This window comes from Tenggerimyces flavus (assembly GCF_016907715.1).
Lineage (GTDB): Bacteria > Actinomycetota > Actinomycetes > Propionibacteriales > Actinopolymorphaceae > Tenggerimyces > Tenggerimyces flavus.
Window position 1 is genome coordinate 3,504,109 of the sequence record NZ_JAFBCM010000001.1, and the last position, 17,237, is coordinate 3,521,345.

Annotated in this window: 17 protein-coding genes and 1 pseudogene; 11 read left to right on the forward strand and 7 right to left on the reverse strand. The window is 70.2% G+C overall.

All coding sequences use genetic code 11. The features are described from left to right. Nucleotides 1-4: 4 nt before the first annotated feature. The 3 genes from JOD67_RS16495 to JOD67_RS16505 all read right to left on the reverse strand — a co-directional run bounded on the left by JOD67_RS16495 (nucleotide 5) and on the right by JOD67_RS16505 (nucleotide 3,307). Nucleotides 5-1,048, reverse strand: a complete 1,044-nt coding sequence (locus JOD67_RS16495; RefSeq protein ID WP_205118480.1) for a uroporphyrinogen decarboxylase/cobalamine-independent methonine synthase family protein — start codon at nucleotides 1,046-1,048, stop codon at nucleotides 5-7. Between the two features lie 235 nt (nucleotides 1,049-1,283). After that, on the reverse strand, nucleotides 1,284-2,615 hold the full coding sequence (locus JOD67_RS16500; RefSeq protein WP_205118481.1) for an FAD-binding oxidoreductase: 1,332 nt from the start codon (nucleotides 2,613-2,615) through the stop codon (nucleotides 1,284-1,286). Beyond that, on the reverse strand, nucleotides 2,612-3,307 hold the full coding sequence (locus JOD67_RS16505; RefSeq protein WP_205118482.1) for an HAD family hydrolase: 696 nt from the start codon (nucleotides 3,305-3,307) through the stop codon (nucleotides 2,612-2,614). The genes JOD67_RS16500 and JOD67_RS16505 overlap by 4 nt, the downstream gene beginning before the upstream one ends. Nucleotides 3,308-3,327: 20 nt before the next feature. On the opposite strand from JOD67_RS16505, the gene rsmD reads away from it, so the two are divergent. From rsmD to JOD67_RS16520, 3 genes are read left to right on the forward strand one after another with little or no spacing between them, the layout of a single operon-like run. Beyond that, entirely contained in the window at nucleotides 3,328-3,891 is a 564-nt protein-coding gene (gene rsmD, locus JOD67_RS16510) for a 16S rRNA (guanine(966)-N(2))-methyltransferase RsmD (RefSeq protein WP_205118483.1), read from the forward strand. Between the two features lie 9 nt (nucleotides 3,892-3,900). Continuing rightward, nucleotides 3,901-4,380 carry a pantetheine-phosphate adenylyltransferase gene (coaD, locus tag JOD67_RS16515; RefSeq protein WP_205118484.1) on the forward strand — a complete coding sequence of 160 codons (480 nt, stop codon included), beginning with the start codon at nucleotides 3,901-3,903 and terminating at the stop codon, nucleotides 4,378-4,380. A gap of 39 nt (nucleotides 4,381-4,419) precedes the next feature. Beyond that, entirely contained in the window at nucleotides 4,420-5,058 is a 639-nt protein-coding gene (locus JOD67_RS16520) for a hypothetical protein (RefSeq protein WP_205118485.1), read from the forward strand. Here the strand turns inward: JOD67_RS16520 and JOD67_RS16525 are convergent. Beyond that, complete coding sequence (locus tag JOD67_RS16525) at nucleotides 5,016-5,654, reverse strand: hypothetical protein (protein WP_205118486.1); 639 nt, start codon at nucleotides 5,652-5,654, stop codon at nucleotides 5,016-5,018. The genes JOD67_RS16520 and JOD67_RS16525 overlap by 43 nt on opposite strands. Before the next feature lie 120 nt (nucleotides 5,655-5,774). Between JOD67_RS16525 and JOD67_RS16530 the strand changes: the two genes are divergently transcribed. The 7 genes from JOD67_RS16530 (at nucleotide 5,775) to JOD67_RS16560 (ending at nucleotide 14,293) form a co-directional block, all read left to right on the forward strand. Then, nucleotides 5,775-6,356 carry a YceD family protein gene (locus JOD67_RS16530; RefSeq protein ID WP_205118487.1) on the forward strand — a complete coding sequence of 194 codons (582 nt, stop codon included), beginning with the start codon at nucleotides 5,775-5,777 and terminating at the stop codon, nucleotides 6,354-6,356. 26 nt (nucleotides 6,357-6,382) lie between these two features. Further along, nucleotides 6,383-6,574, forward strand: coding sequence for a 50S ribosomal protein L32 (rpmF, locus tag JOD67_RS16535; protein ID WP_205118488.1), 192 nt, complete (start codon nucleotides 6,383-6,385; stop codon nucleotides 6,572-6,574). Nucleotides 6,575-6,582: 8 nt separating this feature from the next. After that, nucleotides 6,583-7,335: a ribonuclease III gene (gene rnc / locus JOD67_RS16540; protein ID WP_307782427.1), complete on the forward strand. Its 753-nt coding sequence runs from the start codon at nucleotides 6,583-6,585 to the stop codon at nucleotides 7,333-7,335. A 32-nt stretch (nucleotides 7,336-7,367) separates the two neighbouring features. Then, nucleotides 7,368-8,222 carry a bifunctional DNA-formamidopyrimidine glycosylase/DNA-(apurinic or apyrimidinic site) lyase gene (gene mutM / locus JOD67_RS16545; protein WP_205118489.1) on the forward strand — a complete coding sequence of 285 codons (855 nt, stop codon included), beginning with the start codon at nucleotides 7,368-7,370 and terminating at the stop codon, nucleotides 8,220-8,222. Continuing rightward, on the forward strand, nucleotides 8,189-9,136 hold the full coding sequence (locus JOD67_RS16550; RefSeq protein ID WP_205118490.1) for an acyltransferase domain-containing protein: 948 nt from the start codon (nucleotides 8,189-8,191) through the stop codon (nucleotides 9,134-9,136). The genes mutM and JOD67_RS16550 overlap by 34 nt, the downstream gene beginning before the upstream one ends. A gap of 761 nt (nucleotides 9,137-9,897) precedes the next feature. Next, nucleotides 9,898-13,464, forward strand: a complete 3,567-nt coding sequence (gene smc / locus JOD67_RS16555) for a chromosome segregation protein SMC (protein ID WP_205118491.1) — start codon at nucleotides 9,898-9,900, stop codon at nucleotides 13,462-13,464. Between the two features lie 178 nt (nucleotides 13,465-13,642). Next, a complete protein-coding gene (locus JOD67_RS16560; RefSeq protein WP_205118492.1) occupies nucleotides 13,643-14,293 on the forward strand; it encodes a ferric iron reductase in 651 nt (216 codons plus the stop codon). Here the strand turns inward: JOD67_RS16560 and JOD67_RS16565 are convergent. After that, nucleotides 14,290-15,192, reverse strand: coding sequence for a M56 family metallopeptidase (locus tag JOD67_RS16565; protein ID WP_205118493.1), 903 nt, complete (start codon nucleotides 15,190-15,192; stop codon nucleotides 14,290-14,292). The genes JOD67_RS16560 and JOD67_RS16565 overlap by 4 nt on opposite strands. Beyond that, a complete protein-coding gene (locus JOD67_RS16570; protein ID WP_205118494.1) occupies nucleotides 15,189-15,557 on the reverse strand; it encodes a BlaI/MecI/CopY family transcriptional regulator in 369 nt (122 codons plus the stop codon). The genes JOD67_RS16565 and JOD67_RS16570 overlap by 4 nt, the downstream gene beginning before the upstream one ends. A gap of 45 nt (nucleotides 15,558-15,602) precedes the next feature. Here JOD67_RS16570 and JOD67_RS16575 point away from each other — a divergent pair, with 45 nt between their 5' ends. Continuing rightward, on the forward strand, nucleotides 15,603-16,466 hold the full coding sequence (locus tag JOD67_RS16575) for a hypothetical protein (protein WP_205118495.1): 864 nt from the start codon (nucleotides 15,603-15,605) through the stop codon (nucleotides 16,464-16,466). Nucleotides 16,467-16,698: 232 nt separating this feature from the next. Here the strand turns inward: JOD67_RS16575 and JOD67_RS41215 are convergent. Beyond that, nucleotides 16,699-17,237: pseudogene (locus tag JOD67_RS41215) on the reverse strand (aldo/keto reductase).

Genomic DNA, 17,237 nt, shown 5'->3' on the forward strand with positions numbered 1-17,237 from the left:
CGGGCTAGGCACCGAGGACCTCCGACGCCATGTGGGTGCCCTCCACCCGGGCGCGGATCTTGGCGAAGGCGACGTCGCGCGAGGTCGTCGTGTCGTCGGCGTACGGGGCGAAGCCGCAGTCGTCGGTCGTGCCCAGCCGGGCCGGGTCGACGTACTCCGCGGCCAGCAGCACGCGATCGCGGACGAGGCCGGGAGACTCCACGGTCGCGCTGAACGGCGTGGTCACGCCGACGAACACTCGGTGGTGCGGCCGCGCCGACTCCTTCACCGCCGCGAGCACGCGCCGGGCGTCGGGTTCGCGGGCGAGCTGCAGGTAGAAGCGGCCGACGCCCAGGTTGAACAGCTCGGGCAGGAACTCCGCCGGGTCGACCTCCGCGGAGTGCGTCGAGCCCAGCGAGTTGCCCGCGCACACGTGCACGCCGAGGCGTCCGCGGTCGGTCTCGGAGAACCGGTCGAGCACTTCGTTGTTGAGCTCGATGAAGCTCTTCAGCATCCCCTTCGACGGGTCCAGCGCGAGCGCCAGCCGCGCCTCGGAGAAGTCGAGCTGGACGCTGTCCGCGCCGAACGCCAGGCACCGCTTGATGTCCGCCGCGGCCTCGTCGACCAGGTCGGCCAGGAACTCCTCGCGCGAGTAGTCCGCGATCCCGTCCTCGGGATAGATCAGGCTCAGCGCGGACGCGGCGACGACGGCCTGCTTCACCGGCAGGTGCGTCCGCGCGCGGGCGTCGGCGAGGTACGTCGCCGCGAAGCGCTCGTACCGGAACGGCCCGGCGGCGAGGGTTGGGTAGCGGCGGCTGTGCCCGTCGGCGTACGGCACGGTCAGCCCGTCGAGGGGCAGGCCGGCGACCGGGTACGTCGCGTGGCTCGGCTTGCTCTGCTCGCCGTCGGTGATCACCGGTGAGCCGGTCGCCTCGAAGCGTTCGATCGTGTCGCGCACCGCGTCCGCACACAGCGCTGCGACGTCCTCGTCGCTGAGGCCTCGTCCGACCGCCCAGCGCAGGGCGGTCGGACGGGGGATGCTGCCGATCGGTTCGGTCGCGATCGCCATCTCGTCACCTTCGGTGTTCGTAGAGTCACGAAGAGCGACCAGTGTGACGGAGCCTGTCGGGCGATGGCGAACCGACCCGCCTACGGGCGCCAAAGCGTCGGTGGCGGCGTTGCTATCTCGGCCCCCGGTGCACCGACGGCGCGCTGCAGCCGAGTTACCGATTGCGTGCCCATGGCGCCGTCGGTGCCACCCGCCGAGATGGCGACGCCTTGTGCCACCGACCGGGGCGCCCCATCTACACCGCGGGCTGGATGTTGACGTTCCGCCGGAACAGGTTGGTCGGATCGACCTCGCGCTTGATCGCCGCGAGCCGCGCCAGCGTGGCCGGCGGGTAGACGTCGCGGACCGACGCCTCGTCCACGTGGGTGAGGAAGTTGCCGTATGCCCCGACCGTCAGCGGTCCGACGGCGTCCCAGAACGCCTTGACGTCCGCCGCCACCGCGAGCTGGGCGTCCGGCGCGCCCAGGCTGACGCCGGACAGCATCACCTCGATGTCGCGGTGCCCGAACGCTGTGGCATCGGCCGGTACGTCGTTGAGTGCGCCGCCGATCCAGCGGAGCTCGACCGGGAACAGCCCGAGCTTCGCGGGACGGGTCGTGACGAGGTCGACGAGCTCGTCGCTGAGCGTCCCCACGAACACGTTCCGGATCAGCGGCGACCAGCCGGGCGGCGCGGGGAACGGGCCCTCGAGGATGTCGGCGTACGGCATCGCCTTGACCTCGTCGGACAGAACCGGTCCGAGCTGGCGGATCGGCTCGATCGCCTTGGCCGCGGCGTCGGCATCCGTACCGGCGTAGCAGACCCGGATCATCACCGGCGGCGGTCCGTCCGGCCCGAACGCCGGGAGCAGGTTGATCGTCGAGGTCAGCTCGGGCGGAGCCGCGCGCATCGCCCGCGCCCAGCCCTTGACCACGTCGGCCGCGAGGTCCCGCGGGAACATGATCGGGCCGAAGTGCACGCCGTCCAGGTGCCGCGCCTGTACCTCGAACGCGACGGCGATGCCGAAGTTGCCGCCGCCCCCGCGGATAGCCCAGAACAGGTCGGGCCGTTCGGTCGACGACACGCGGACGAGCTCGCCGGACGCGAGCACGAGCTCGGCGGCGAGCAGGTTGTCGATCGAGAGCCCGTACTTGCGCACCATCCAGCCGATGCCCGCGCCGAGCAGCAGCCCGCCGACGCCGACGGGCTTGCTGTCGCCGGCGGTGAACGCGAGCCCGTGCGGCGTGAGGGTGTCCGCGACCGTCTCCCAGGTCGCGCCGGCGCCGAGGCGGACGGTGCCCTCGGCGGCGTCCAGGACCTCGACGCCGTCGAGCGGCGAGAGGTCGATCACGAGGCCGCCGTCGTTCGTACTGAAGCCCGCGTTGCTGTGCCCGCCGGATCGGATCGACAGCACGAGGTCGTTGTCGGCCGCGAGTCGGACCGCCTGCTGGACGTCGGCGGGGGAGTGGCAGCGCACGATCGCGGCCGGTTCGCCCGTGTGCGCGAACGTCTTGCTGAGTCGTGCGTAGTCCTCGTCTCCGGCTCGGACCACGGTGCCGGACAGGGTGTCGTACAGCTCGTTCGTCATTGCTCCTCATCAAGGATGTCGAGTACTTCCTGAAGAGATGACGTAGTAGCGCCGGTCCATGTCACAGGATCGAAGACGTGACCGTGGGCGTGGTCGGGCGTGAGCAGGCGGATCGGTCGCATGCCGACGGCCGCGGATCCGGGGAGCTCGTTGCCGTCCCCGTCGCCGACGTACAGGGCCTCGGCGGGGCGGATGCCGAGGCGTTCGCTGGCGAGCAGGAAGATCGCGGGCTCGGGCTTCTTCAGGCCTTCGACGACGGAGAAGACGGTGGCGCCGACGTACGGGGCGACCGCGAGCTCAGGCCACTGCTCGGCGAGCTCGTGGGTGCAGTCGCTGACGACGGCCGTCTTGAGGCCTCGTTCGTTGAGTGCCCGCAGGGTCGGGACGGCGTCTGGTCGCAGCTCGAGGAAGGCGCGCTGGGTCTCGCGCCGGACCGCGCTGGCGTGCGCGAGCGTGGCCTCGTCGGGGTCCACGCCGCACGCGTTGGCAATCACGCGGAGTGTCTGGGGGAGGTCGCCGAGCCGGCCGCGGGCTCGTTCCTGCCAGGTGTTTGTCATGGCCGCGGCGTACGCGTCGAGGTCGACGCCGAGCGCTGCGGCGACGAGCTCGTGGCCGGCTGCTCGGGCTTCGCGGGTGGCGCTGACCGTGAGCGTTCCGTAACAGTCGAAGATCACCGCGGTCGCCACGGGCACGCAGCCTACGATGACCGGCGATGACTCGCATCGTGGCGGGCTTGGCGCGTGGTCGCCAGCTCGCGGTACCGCCGGGTGGCAACACCAGGCCGACGTCGGACCGCGTACGGGAGGCTTTGTTCGCCTCGCTCAGCGCCGACCTCGGCTCGTTCGACGGCCTCGCCGTCGCCGACTTCTACGCCGGCAGCGGCGCGGTCGGGCTGGAGGCCTTGTCGCGCGGGGCCCGCTCTGCCCTGTTCGTGGAGTCCGACCGGCGGGCGGCCGAGGTGATCCGGCGGAACATCAAGACCGTGGCACTGCCGTCGGCTCGGGTGGTGACTCTGCGGGTCGAACGGGTGGCCGCGGGCGAGCCGCAGGACGGGCCGTACGACGTGGTGTTCCTCGATCCGCCGTACGCGGTGACCGATCCCGCGCTGCACTCGGTGCTGGGTGACCTGCGCACGCACGGCTGGCTGGTGCCGGAGGCGGTGGTGGTGGTCGAGCGCGCGACGCGGGGCGGCGACTTCGGCTGGTCGGAGGGCTTCGCCGCCGACCGGACGCGTGCTTACGGCGAGACCACGCTTTGGTACGGGCACGCGCTGTAGGGTGCGGGCGTGCATCGCGCTGTGTGCCCCGGCTCGTTCGATCCGGTCACGAACGGCCATCTCGACATCATCGAGAGAGCCGCCCGGTTGTTCGACGAGGTCGTGATCGCGATCGGCGTCAATCCGCGCAAGTCCGGCCTGTTCTCGGTGGACGAACGCGTGGAGATGCTGCGTGCGACGACCTCCGGCCTGGCGAACGTGTCGGTGGCGACGTTCACCGGGTTGTTGGTCGACTTCTGCCGCGAACGCGAGGCCAAGGCGATCGTGAAGGGCGTGCGCGTCGTGGACTTCGAGTACGAGGTTCAGATGGCGCAGATGAACCACCGGCTGACGGGGGTCGAGACGGTCCTGCTGCCGACCTCCGCCGAGTACGCTTTTCTTTCCTCGAGCCTCGTCAAGGAGGTCGCGTCGTACGGTGGGGACGTGTCGGGGTTGCTGCCGGACGACGTACTCCGGCGCCTGACCGAGCGGCTTCGCGATGCGCGATAAGTACGATGCCCGTGTGGGCACCCTGGAAGGACTGAGGCAGTGGACGTGCAAGGCAAGCTCGACGAGCTGAAGAAGCTGGTCGAGAACGCGCGCACCATGCCGATGTCGGCGTCCTGCGTGATCAACCGCAACGAGCTGCTCGGCGCGGTGGCCGAGATCCAGGCGCTGCTGCCCGCCCAGCTGGCCGAGGCGCAGGAGCTGGTGACCAACCGCGACGCCGTCATCGAGTCCGGCCGCGCCGAGGCCGCCCGCCTCGTCGAGGACGGCGAGCGCCAGCGGCACGCGCTGGTGCGGGGGACCGACACGTACCGCGAGGCCCAGCGCGAGGCCGACCAGATCCGTTCGGAGGCGTCGGCCGAGGCGAACGAGCTGCGCCGGGAGACCGACGACTACGTCGACCACAAGCTGGCCTCGTTCGAGATCGCCCTGCAGAAGACCCTGTCATCGGTTGCCCAAGGCCGCGAGCGCCTGCGTTCAGGCGCGGCCCCAGTCGTGGACGACACCCCGATCGGCTCCCGCCGCGACGTGGACGAGTACGTCGACCACCGCCTCGGCCGCTTCGAGCACTCGCTGTCGAAGACCCTGGAAGCAGTGACCCGAGGCCGCGAACGCCTCCAGGACCGCAGCCAACTCGGCTACGCCGAGGACCCCGACGCCCCACCGCTGCCGGGGGAGTGACCCCCGTCGCGCCGCACGCCCAGGGAGGCGAGGTGGCGGCGGGCTAGGTCTTCGATGACGTCGACGTCCCCCGTACGCCACGCCGCCGCAGGGTCGCCGTCGAACTGGGTCAGCGTACGGGTCGGCAGAGTGGCCAAGGCTCGCAATGCCAGCAGCTCGGGCTTGTCGCGCAGCTTCACTGCCGCGCCGGCTCGGAGGGCGAAGCGCAGGCGCAGCGGCAGCCAGGTGATCAGCAGGAACAGCACCGGGACGGCGACTAGCGCGACCGCCAGCCAAAGCGCTGTGTCCTGGACGACCGAGATCTGCGCGGAGCCTGCACCGGCCAGCGAGTCACCCGCCGAAGTGCCTCGCCCGAGGGCGGAGGCCAGGTCGTCGCCGACCACCGGCACCTCGCGAGCCTTCGACGCCGCGTCGGTGAAGGCGTCCCGGATCCCGGCGCCCGCGGACACCATGCGATCCCCAGGAGCGCGGAGCGAGAGCACGAAGTCCCGAGCACCCAGGGCCACCCAGACCCACAATCCCACCCATCCCACCGCGAACAGGTCCGCGATCACCTGCCGGGCGAGCCTGGCCGGTCGATCCGCGTACCACTTCATGCGCCGGATGCTCCCACGCGGAACGGGCCTCGGATAGCCCCCGGAAGGGACGCGGTTTGAGAGGACTGTCCGGGGTCCTGTACTCTCATTAGTCGGTCTCAGTCGAGGCCGAATCCAGTCATGCGTACCGATGAAGGCAGGAACACCCTGAGCACCGCCGACCCCCAGGCGCCGCTCGTGCTCGACACTCGCGAGCTCGGCCGCCGCCCCGGGGCACAACGTAGGGTGCGACGCCAGGTCGAGGCGCCGGCTGGGTTGGGTATCGATGTGCTCGGCGTCCCCGAGGGCAGCGCGATCGAGTTGGAGATCCGGCTCGAAGCGGTGGTCGAGGGCGTGCTCGCGACTGTAGAGACGCGGGTACGGCTGGCCGGTGAGTGCGTACGGTGCCTGGAGCCGATCGAGCGCGAGCTCGACGTGGAGTTCCAGGAGCTGTTCGCCCACGCCGACAGTGAGGTCGAGGACGACGAGGCCAGTCGGCTCGAGGGCGACCTGCTCGACCTCGAACCAGAGCTCAGGGACGCGGTGCTGCTCGCGCTGCCGTTCCAGCCGCTGTGCCGGGACGACTGTCCAGGCCTGTGCCCCGACTGTGGCGCGCGCCTGGCGGACGAGCCGGACCATCGGCACGAGGAGAACACCGACCCGCGGTGGTCGGCGCTCGCCGAGCTCAGGCTGGACAACAACGACAACGCTCAGCGCGACTGACAGCGCGATAGACGAAGGAGTACGCCGTGGCCGTTCCGAAGCGGAGGCAGTCCCGGAGCAACACCCGGAGCCGCCGGGCCAACTGGAAGGCGACCGCGCCCTCGCTCGTCACGTGCGCCAACCCGGCCTGCCGGTCCAAGCACCTCCAGCACCGGGCCTGCCCCTCGTGCGGCCAGTACGGCCCGCGTGCCGACAGGCGCCAAGTTCTCGACGTCTGATCGTCGCCGTGGACCGCGCAAGCGGAGTGGTGGCGGCGTACGACGAGCTCAGCGAACGGCTGGGACTCACGCTCGACGGTGCGCTGCTCGAGCGCGCCCTGACGCACCGTTCGTTCGCCTATGAGAACGGTGGGCTGCCCACCAACGAGCGCCTGGAGTTCCTCGGCGACTCAGTCCTCGGGCTGGTCGTCACCGACGCGCTCTTCCGCACTCACCCGGACCTTTCCGAGGGCCAGCTCGCGAAGCTGCGCGCCGCGGTCGTCAACATGCGCGCGCTCGCCGAGGTCGCCCGCGGCCTCGACCTGGGCATCTACCTCCGCCTCGGCAGGGGCGAGGAGGCCACCGGCGGCCGCGACAAGTCCTCGATCCTCGGCGACGCCGTCGAGGCGCTGATCGGCGCCGTCTACCTCGCCGGCGGGTTCCCGACCGCGTCGGAGTTCGTGCACCGGCTGTTCGACCCGCTGCTCGAGGCCTCCGCCCAGCTCGGCGCCGGCCTCGACTGGAAGACCAGCCTCCAGGAGCTCACCGCGCGTTCGTCGCTCGGCGTTCCGGAGTACTCGGTCGAGGAAGAGGGCCCGGACCACGAGAAGATCTTCACCGCGCAGGTCATCGTCGGTGGCACCGCGTACGGCGAGGGCAAGGGTCGCAGCAAGAAGGAAGCCGAGCAGCAGGCGGCCGAAGCGGCCTGGACCGCGATCCACGCGATGCTCGGCGAGGCCGAGGACGCCTCGGCGTCCGCGCTCGTCGAGTCCACTGACTGAACCTGTCAGTAGAGTCCCCCTAGGCTGGCGCTGTGCCCGAGCTACCCGAGGTCGAGGTCGTCCGTCGCGGGCTGGAGAAGTGCGCCGTCGGACACCGCATCGACGCGGTCGACGTACGGCACGCCCGTCCCGTACGAAGGCACCTCGCTGGCCCCACCGACTTCGCCGACCGGCTCGCCGGCCGCCGGATCGAGGCGGCCAAGCGGCGCGGCAAGTACCTCTGGCTGCCGCTCGACTCCGGCGACGCGCTGCTCGGCCACCTCGGCATGAGCGGGCAGTTCCTCGTTCGGCCCACCGGGGCGCCAGACGAGCTTCACCTGCGCGTTCGCCTGCTGCTGGAAGCCAGCGACTACGAGCTCCGCTTCGTCGACCAGCGCATGTTCGGCGGCCTGTCGATCAGCGACGGCGGCGCCGACGTGCCGCCCGAGATCGCGCACATCGGGCTGGACCCGCTGGATCCGGACTTCGACGGCGAAGCGTTCCGCAAGAACCTCAAACGCCGCAAGACCGGTGTCAAGCGCGCCTTGCTCGATCAGAACCTGATCTCCGGCGTCGGCAACATCTACGCCGACGAGGCCCTGTGGATCGCCAAGCTGCACTACGCGCGGCCGACCGAGACCCTGCGCAAGAACGAGGTCGAACGGTTGTTGGCCGCCATCCGCGACGTCATGATCGCGGCGCTCGACGCCGGCGGCACGTCGTTCGATTCCCTGTACGTCAACGTCAACGGGGAAAGCGGCTACTTCGACCGGTCGCTGCACGTGTACGGACGCGAGCACCAACCGTGCGATCGCTGCGGGTCTGCGATCCGCCGTGATCCGTTCATGAACCGTTCGTCGTACACCTGCCCGAAGTGCCAGCCGCGACCGCGACGGGCCCGTTGGTGAAGCTCCCCAGCCTCGACGAGGCGGAGAAAACCCTCACTGAGCTTGGGGTTGCGGAGATCGACCGCGACGAGCTGCTCGCCGCCGGCACGCCCACCGACGACCCGAAGCTGGCCGACCTGCTCGAGAAGTGCCACCACGAGCTCGTCGACGGGATCGGCGGCCTCGGCACGATCCAAGGCTGGCCCGAGCTGGCGGGAAACACCCCACTGGAGAGGTATTTCTACGTCTGGGTGCTGCTGTCCGCCATCCCCGCGTTGCGCGAATTCCACGCCAGGCATGGGATCTCCGAGGAAGACACCCGTTTGGTACTCGCCGAGTTGGGCGAACAACTGACGAATCGGCGGTCGGTACGGGGAGAGGGCGGCCTCGCGGCGTACTCCTGGATGACAGTGCATTTCCGCGGCGCGCTCTATCGAGTCGGCCGGCTGCTGTACGAACGACAAAGAATCTGGTTCGACTCGCATGTGGCGAAGGACACATCGCCGCGCAAGGGGGAGTGGGCGCTCGGCATTCACATTCCGCGCGGACGACTCACTCCGGAGTCCGTCGACGCGTCGATAACGGCAGCCGAATCGTTCTTCGCCCGCCATTTCCCGGACGAGCCGTACGCGTACGCCACGTGTGTCTCGTGGGTTCTCGACGAGAACCTCGCGGACTGCCTTCCTGCGCATTCGAACATTGTGCGATTTCAGCGAAGGTTTCACGTGGAACCACGTATCCCCAACCTGGGGAAGGAGTCTGTGGATGACGCGGAGACAGTCAACGCGGTGTTCCGGCGACCCTGGCCCGGCATCGAACATCTCGACGAGCTACCGCAGACGAGCTCGTTGGAACGCGGAATCGTCGCGCGACTAAGGGCCGGCGAGCACTGGCACTACCGCACCGGCTGGTTCGGCTGGCGATCCGTCAGTTGATTCGGACATGGCCACTTTCCATGGAAGCTTGGGCAGACCGAATCGGCAGAGCTACCGTTCGATTACGCTCTGTGTAGGTGTCGTCACCTTGACGGCATCCACGTCTGGTGAGACCCTAGAGACACCGCCAGCACTCCGCCCACATCTGAGTGCTGAATTGCGGTAACTCATCATGTCAGGTCTCTCAATGCGGAGGACCCAGTTATGGCGAAGGCGCTCCTCGGCCACATGGGTGGCCCCGACCCCCGTTTGGTCGCCGAGGTGCGGCGGTTGACACAGCGAGTATCCGACTTGGAGCAGCACTTGATGCGGCTCCAGTCAGAGAACGACTCCCTCAGCGCCGTTGTCCACGAAGGACACCTGCTCACGATCGATGCACGGGATCACGAGCCGGCACTTACCTGAGAAACAAGGGAGTCTGGGCTCGCGAAGACCAGCCCCGACTCGACGCACTACAACTGAACCGAACGGGACGCCCTGCAGGAGGCGTCCCGTTTTCGTTGCCCGCATGAACTGTGGACAAACCACACGGTGCCGATTACCGCGTCTCGGCTCGCTGCAGTTTCGCCCACGAAGCGTGGGCGGGCTCGCGTCGGGAGTTCGGGCTGCTTTGCGAGCCAAGCCGCTTTGGGCGAGCCGGCGCCGTGATCGCGAACCGTTCCAGGTACGCTTGGCAATCGGTCTTCCCCGCCGCCCGTTGCAGTCCGCTTGTACGCGCTATGCGAGCGCCCGCGGAAGTGCCCCGTTCGAGGAGTCGTGCTTTGTATCTGAAGAGCCTTACGCTCCGGGGGTTCAAGTCGTTCGCCTCGTCGACCACCCTGCATCTCGAACCAGGTATCACCGCCGTCGTCGGTCCGAACGGCTCGGGTAAGAGCAACGTCGTCGATGCCATCGCCTGGGTGATGGGCGAGCAGGGCGCGAAGAGCCTGCGCGGCGGCAAGATGGAAGACGTCATCTTCGCCGGCACCACCGGCCGCGCGCCGCTCGGCCGCGCCGAGGTCGTGCTCACCATCGACAACACCGACGGCGCGCTGCCGATCGACTACGCCGAGGTCACGATCAGCCGGATCATGTTCCGCAACGGCGGCTCGGAGTACTCGATCAACGGCAACACCTGCCGGCTGCTCGACGTCCAGGAACTGCTCTCCGACTCCGGCATCGGCCGCGAGATGCACGTGATCGTCGGCCAGGGCCAGCTCGACACGATCCTGCACGCCACGCCCGAGGACCGGCGCGGCTTCATCGAGGAGGCGGCCGGCGTCCTCAAGCACCGCAAGCGCAAGGAGAAGGCGCTGCGGAAGCTGGACGCGACCGAGGGCAACCTCAACCGGCTGAACGACCTGCTCACCGAGATCCGGCGCCAGCTCAAGCCGCTCGGCAAGCAGGCCGAGGCGGCACGCCGGGCCGCGACCATCCAGGCCGACGTACGCGACGCCCGGCTGCGTCTGCTCGGCGACGACCTCGTCCAGCTGCGCAGCGAGGTCGCAAAGGAGGTCGCCGACGAGACCGCGCTCCGCGAGCTGCGTACCGAGGTCGAGAAGGGCCTCACCGAGGCCCAGCGCGAGGAGGCGACGCTCGACGAGGCGCTCCGCGAGGACGCGCCGCGCGTCGCCCGCGCCCAGGAGACCTGGTACCGCCTCGCCAGCCTCAAGGAACGACTTCGCGGCACCGCCAGCCTCGCCTCCGAGCGCAGCCGGCACCTCGCCGAGGCGCGCGAGGAGGAACGCTCCGGGCGCGACCCGGACGAGATCGACGCCGAGGCCGCCCAGGTCCGCTTCGAGGAGGGCACGATCGTCGCGGAGGTCGAGACCTACCGCGAGCTGCTCGACGAGGCCGTCGGCCAGCGCCAGGCGTCCGAGCGTGCCCACCAGGAGGAGGAGCGCCGGATCCAGGCGGTGCTCCGCGCCGCGGCCGACCGCCGCGAGGGCCTGGCCCGGCTCGCCGGCCAGGTCAGCTCCGTACGCAGCCGTGTCGAGGCCCGCCAGAACGAGGTCGAACGCCTCGCCGCCGCCCGCGCCGAGGCCGACACCCGCGCCGACACCTCCGACCGTGAGTTCACCGCGCTGGAGACCCAGGTCGCCGGTCTGGACGCGGGGGAGAAGGGCCTCGACGCCGAGCACGAGACCGCCCGGCAGGCGCTCGACGAGGTCGAGCAGCGCCTCATCACGCTCCGCGACGAGGAGCAGGGCGCCGACCGCGAGCGCGCCGCGCTGGCGGCCCGCAAGGAAGCACTCGAGCTCGGCCTGTCCCGCAAGGACGCCGCGAGCGCGCTGCTCGCAGCCAACGAACACGTGTCCGGCCTGCTCGGCTCCGTCGTCGCGCTGCTCTCCGTCGAGCCGGGCTGCGAGACCGCGATCGCCGCGGCCCTCGGCCGGGCCGCCGACGCCGTCGCGGTCGACTCGATCGACACCGCGGTGACCGCACTGCGGCACCTGCGGACGGAGGACCTCGGTCGCGCCGGGCTGCTGCTCGGCGGCGCTCCGGCCGCTCCGGGCGACGACCCGACGAGCTGGCCCACGCTCCCGTACAGCGCGCGCTACGCGGTCGACGCGGTCTCCGCGCCGCCCGAGCTGCTGCCCGCCCTCGTCCGACTGCTCCGCAAGGTCGCGATCGTCGACGACCTGGACGCCGCCCGTTCCCTCGTCGCGGCACTTCCCGACCTTTCCGCGGTGACTCGCGACGGCGACGTTCTCGGCGCGCATCTGGCGCACGGCGGCTCGGCCGCCCAGCCGAGCCTCATCGAGGTCCAGGCGGCGGTCGACGACGCGGCCGTACGGCTGGAGGAGGCCTCGCACCGGGCCGAGCGGCTGAAGTTCGAACGCGCTCGGGCCGAGGAGCGGCGCAAGGCCTGCGCCGACACGGTCGAGGCCACGCTCACCCGCCTGCACGAGTCCGACGCCCGGCTCGCCGCGGTGGCCGAGCAGCTCGGGCAGTTCGGCTCGGCGGCTCGTTCCGCACGGGCCGAGGCCGATCGGCTCGGCAAGGCGATCGACGAGGCGCAGCAGGCGAGCGCGCGGGACCAGGAGGGTCTCGCCGAGCTCGAGGAACGCCTCTCCGCGGCCGAGAACAGCCCCGAGGAAGAGCCGTCGACCGACGAACGCGACCGGCTCGCCGAGGCCGGCACGCTGGCCCGGCAGCGCGAGATGGAATCGCGGCTGTCGCTGCGTACGGGCGAGGAGCGCGCGAAGGCGCTCGCCGCCCGGGCCGAGCAGTTGGAGCGCGCGGCCCGCGAGGAGCGGGCGGCCCGCGAGCGCGCCCGCGTACGCCGCGAGCGCCGTGCCCGTGAAGCCACGGTGGCGACGTCGGTTCTCGCCGGTGTCGACCAGGTGCTCGCGCGGCTGGAGCTGTCGCTGGCGGCCGCGGGCCGCGAGCGACAGGAGGCCGAGCAGGCCCGGACCGCGCGCGAGGCGCAGGTGCAGGCCGTACGCCAGCGCGTCCGCGGTCTCGCCGGCCAGCTCGACGAGCTCACCGACTCTGTCCACAAGGACGAGATGCAGCGGGCCGAGCAGCGGATGCGCATCCAGGCGATGGAGGAGCGCGCGATCGAGGAGCTGGGCATGGACCCGGACACCCTGGTCGCCGAGTACGGACCGGACCAGCTGGTGCCCGCGCCGCCGCCGCTGGCGGGCGAGGAGGACCAGCTCGAGCCCGAGCCGCGCCCGTTCGTCCGCGCCGAGCAGGAGAAGCGGCTGAAGTCCGCCGAACGCCAGCTCGCGCTGCTGGGCAGGGTCAACCCGCTGGCCCTGGAGGAGTTCGCCGCGATGGAAGAGCGGCACAAGTTCCTCACCGAGCAGCTGGAGGACCTGCGCAAGACGCGGCGCGACCTGCTGGAGATCGTGCGCGAGGTCGACGACCGGGTCGAGCAGGTGTTCACCTCGGCATACCACGACATCGAGCGCGAGTTCCAGCACGTGTTCCAGCGGCTGTTCCCGGGTGGCGAGGGGCGGATCTTCCTGACCGACCCGTCGGACATGCTGACGACCGGCGTCGAGGTCGAGGCCCGGCCGCCCGGCAAGAAGGTCAAGCGGCTGTCGCTGCTGTCCGGTGGCGAGCGGTCGCTGGTGGCGGTGGCGTTCCTCGTCTCACTGTTCAAGGCGCGGCCCAGCCCGTTCTACCTGCTGGACGAGGTCGAGGCGGCGCTGGACGACACCAACCTGCACCGGCTGCTGCAGATCTACGAGGAGCTGCGGGAGACCAGCCAGCTGCTCGTCGTGACGCACCAGAAGACCACGATGGAGATCGCCGACGCGCTGTACGGCGTGACCATGCGTGGCGACGGAGTGTCCGCGGTGATCTCGCAAAGGCTGCGCGAGGCGGAATCCGCCTAGTTCTGATGGTCGCAGCCCCGGCTCGCTCAGTTTCGCCGCACGCCACCGTCTGTCATGCGGCGTCCGTCGCGCGTCTTGGGCTTCTTCGACGAGCCGGACTGCGCCGCCCAGTGCGCGAAGATCATTTAGGGTCGGTTAGCCTTCCCTAATTCGTTCGCGTCCCCAACCGCAGGTGGCTATGTCCTACCCCTTCGACACCTGGCTGGCGGCGTCGGTGCTCACCGACCCGCGCCGGCCGGAGCTCGGCGCGTTCCTGCGCGGGTGGGAGGAGATCTGCGTCGCGACGCCGGCCGTGGCGGCGGCGCTGTGGTGGAAGCAGTACAGCTGGTACGCGACCATCGCCGCCGTCGAAGGCTGGATGCTCGGCACGGTGCCCGACCTGTTGCCGTCGGCGGTGCCCGTACGCGTCTCGCTCTCACGCCCGCACGTGATCGTGCGACCCGGTCCGGCCGAGCCGATCATCGGCGGATCCGCCGTCGACTTCGCGAAGTGGTTCCGTCAAGACGTCCTTGACATCCACCTCTCGCCGATGGTCGAACGGCTGCACGACCTCACGCGCGTCGGTCGGCGCGTGCTCTGGGGCTCGGTCGCGCACGCCGTCGCGTACCCGCTCGCGGGTGGGCTGCCCGACTACGCGGACGTCCTCGCCGAGATCGGCGCTCCGCTGGATGGCCTTCTCTCCTGCGGAGATGGGGGCGAGGTCGAGCGGAACACGTGCTGCCTGGCGTTCCGGATGGGCGAGCCGACGGTCTGCTCGTACTGCCCGATCCGCCGTACGTCCGGTGACGTCGATCACGTTGGGCAACTTCGGGTCTCCTCGCTGCGTTAGGCCAGCGTCTCGACCAGTCGAGCGAGCCATGGGATGGCGACGGTAAGGGTCGGCACGATCACGAGCGCTGCCGCTGTCGCGTAGGTCGCGGCGGCGAGCAGCGGGTGTGCGCCGGCCGGTCTGTTCATCCGTTGTACGCGTTCCAGCGTCATCGTTCCCGAGGCGGCGAGCGCCGCGCTCGGGACGGGGGACTCCGACAGTCGTACGAGAGCGCGGGCCACGTGCGTCGGGCCGACCTGGCGGCGGGCCGCGTCGTCGGCGAGCATCTCGACCAGCGCCTGGTTCTGTTCCAGCGCGGTGTTCTCCAGCGCCACGCGTCCGCGGAGGAACTTCGGGAACGCCTCGCGGAGCGCGGCGAACGCCTCGAGCACGAGGTCGTGCCGGGCTCTGAGGTGGGCTCGCTCGTGCGCGAGGACGGCACGGAGCTCTGCTTCGTCCAGCGTGGCGAGCGTTCCGGACGAGATCACGACGCGGGCGTCGGTGAGCGACGGCAGGCAGTACGCGATCGGCGTCTGCTCGGCGAGGATGCGGAGCTCCTTGCGTACCTCGTCCGGCGCGGCGACCAGGTCGACCAGCATCCGGTGCCGCCGGCGGCGAGCACGGGTGTGGATCGCGACCTTCGCGGTGGACCAGGCGAGCCGGATCGCGACCACGCAGGTGAGCGTGGAGAGCGCGGAGTGCAGGACGACCTGCAGCGTCGACGGGTTGTCGGCGTGCAGGAACTCCAGCCCGATCGCGAGCCCGGCGCCGAACACGGCGAGTACGGCGGACAACGCCATGCTCTGCCAGAGCACGATCGCGGCCCGCGGGACCTTGGTGGGCCACTTGCTGCGTGCGAGCAGAACGGGAGCGGGTCCGGTGAGGACCAGTGCCAGTGCGCTCAGCACGAGCGGGGTCATGGCTTGTTCTCGAGCTCTTCGAGGGCTTTGCGGATGGCGGCGGCCTCGTCGGGGGTCGCCTGATCGACGAAGCGGACGAGCGCGGCCGTACGTTCCGCCTCGGCTCCGGCACCGTCGAGGGCCTCGCGCATGAGGTCGGCGACGAGCTGGTCCTTGGTCGCGGCGGCCACGTAGCGGTAGGCACGCCCGTCACGGACGCGGTTGACGATGCCCTTCTTCGCGAGCCGGTCGAGCACGGTCATCACTGTCGTGTAGGCGAGGTCTCGTTCGGTCAGTGCCTCGTGCACCTCGCGTACGGTGACCGGGCTGGGAGCCGCCCACACGCGTTCCATCACGTCACGTTCGAGATTGCCGAGCTGCGCCACGCCTCCATCCTACGACGCGGTGTCGTACGCCCTAGAATCGCTGCCGTGAGCGGGGTGACAGGTGCAGAGCCGGCGCTGGTGTGGCCGGGTGAGTGGAAGCGTGAGATCGGGCGCGGCAAGTTCTATCCGACGCTGATCATCGGGTTCGCGGTGTTCATCGGGATCTCGGGCTTGCTGCTGCTCGCCCAGGGGAAGCTGGCCGGCGCGTTCATCGTGCTGGTGATCGCAGTTGGCGCCGCCTTGGTCGGCGTCGCGCGGTGGCCGCGGAAGCTGCGTGGTGCGTTCACGACCGACTCGGTGGTCGTCAACGGGATGCTGGAGAACGGCGTGCTGATCCCGATGCGCGTGTCCCGGACGGCCGGTGCGGGGCTGGCGGTGCTGTGCCTGCCGTTCATGGGCTTCGGCGCCTGGGGCGCGATGGTCGCGTTTCGTGGCCGCGAGTGGTGGCCCCTGTTCTTCTGTGCCTTCTTGTTCGTGCTCGGGGTGTTCTTCCTCTTCGGCGCGATCGGCACCCAGCGCGCGTCCCGCCAGCAGGCTCGCGGGATCCTGCTGACGCCGCAGCGGGTGGTGCTGACGTACGGGGAGAAGCTCGACCTGGAGTGGTCGGAGATCGCCCACGTCGACGCGCGGACGCTTGGAGTGAACACCGAGCTCATCCCGCGCACGGTGATGAACCTGATCGTCTTCGTCGTGCACGATCTCCGCCGGGTGGAGGAGCTGCCCCGCCAGTTCCGAGCCCTCGGGCACAAGGTCGGAGCGAACGCGGTCGGCACCATCGCGGTCGACCGACTGACCGTGGACCCGGTGCGAGTGCTGTACGCGATGCGCTTCTACCTCGCCCACCCCGAAGCCCGCACCGAGCTCGGCACCTCCGCCGCGGTGCAGCGCATCACCCGCGGCGCCTTCTAGCCTCGATCCCTCGACTCGGCGGTGGGTTCGCCCGGTCCGACTCCGCCCTGGGGGCCAACGATCATGTTTACATGATCATTCGCCGCTTTACGTGGGGTGGACGCCAGGTAAGGGGGCCACTGGCCGGGTAAGGCGCAGGAGGAATTCACGGTTTGTCCTCTGGGTGACGACATGCACCGCGGCCAGGCGGGATGCGGAGTGTCGGCGTCAGGCGATCATTGGCAGACACGGTCTAGCCGGCTGTCGAGTGGCGATCGTCGACGAGCGCCCACTGGTCACCGTACGTGCCCTCCTTGACCTGCCGCTGCCGGAGCAGCTCGTGCGGGAACCCCAACGAGAACGCGCTCGCCGCGTCGAGGCGATCGAGCTGCTCCGGCGGAATCGTGACGTCGGCCGCCGCCAGGTTGTCGCGCAGCTGCTCCTCGCGAGACGCACCGACGATGGGGACGACCGTCCCGGGACGGCTGCGCAGCCAGGCGATCGCCACCTGCGCGGGAGTCGTGCCGAGCTCCGCGGCGATGCCCACGACCAGCCGGACGACCTCCTCTTTGTCTTTGCTGTGTTGGAAGGTCTCGGGCGCGACGTCGAGACGGCCGGCGGAGCTTCGCAGGTACCTCCCGTGAGCCGTCCTTCCGCTAGCGGACCCCACGCGGTCACGCCGAGGTCGAACGAACGCGCCATCGGGAGCAGCTCGCGCTCCGGCGTGCGCTCGAGCAGCTTGTAGCGCAGCTGGAGACCGATGAACGGCGACCAGCCGCGCAGGTCGGCCAG

Excerpts from the sequence above, each read along its gene's own strand:
- JOD67_RS16565 (WP_205118493.1), bottom strand. The coding sequence starts at position 15,192 with ATGACCCCGCTCGTGCTGAGCGCACTGGCACTGGTCCTCACCGGACCC.
- rsmD (WP_205118483.1), top strand. The coding sequence starts at position 3,328 with ATGACTCGCATCGTGGCGGGCTTGGCGCGTGGTCGCCAGCTCGCGGTA.
- JOD67_RS16495 (WP_205118480.1), bottom strand. The coding sequence starts at position 1,048 with ATGGCGATCGCGACCGAACCGATCGGCAGCATCCCCCGTCCGACCGCC.
- JOD67_RS16560 (WP_205118492.1), top strand. The coding sequence starts at position 13,643 with ATGTCCTACCCCTTCGACACCTGGCTGGCGGCGTCGGTGCTCACCGAC.
- JOD67_RS16500 (WP_205118481.1), bottom strand. The coding sequence starts at position 2,615 with ATGACGAACGAGCTGTACGACACCCTGTCCGGCACCGTGGTCCGAGCC.
- JOD67_RS16525 (WP_205118486.1), bottom strand. The coding sequence starts at position 5,654 with ATGAAGTGGTACGCGGATCGACCGGCCAGGCTCGCCCGGCAGGTGATC.
- JOD67_RS16530 (WP_205118487.1), top strand. The coding sequence starts at position 5,775 with ATGCGTACCGATGAAGGCAGGAACACCCTGAGCACCGCCGACCCCCAG.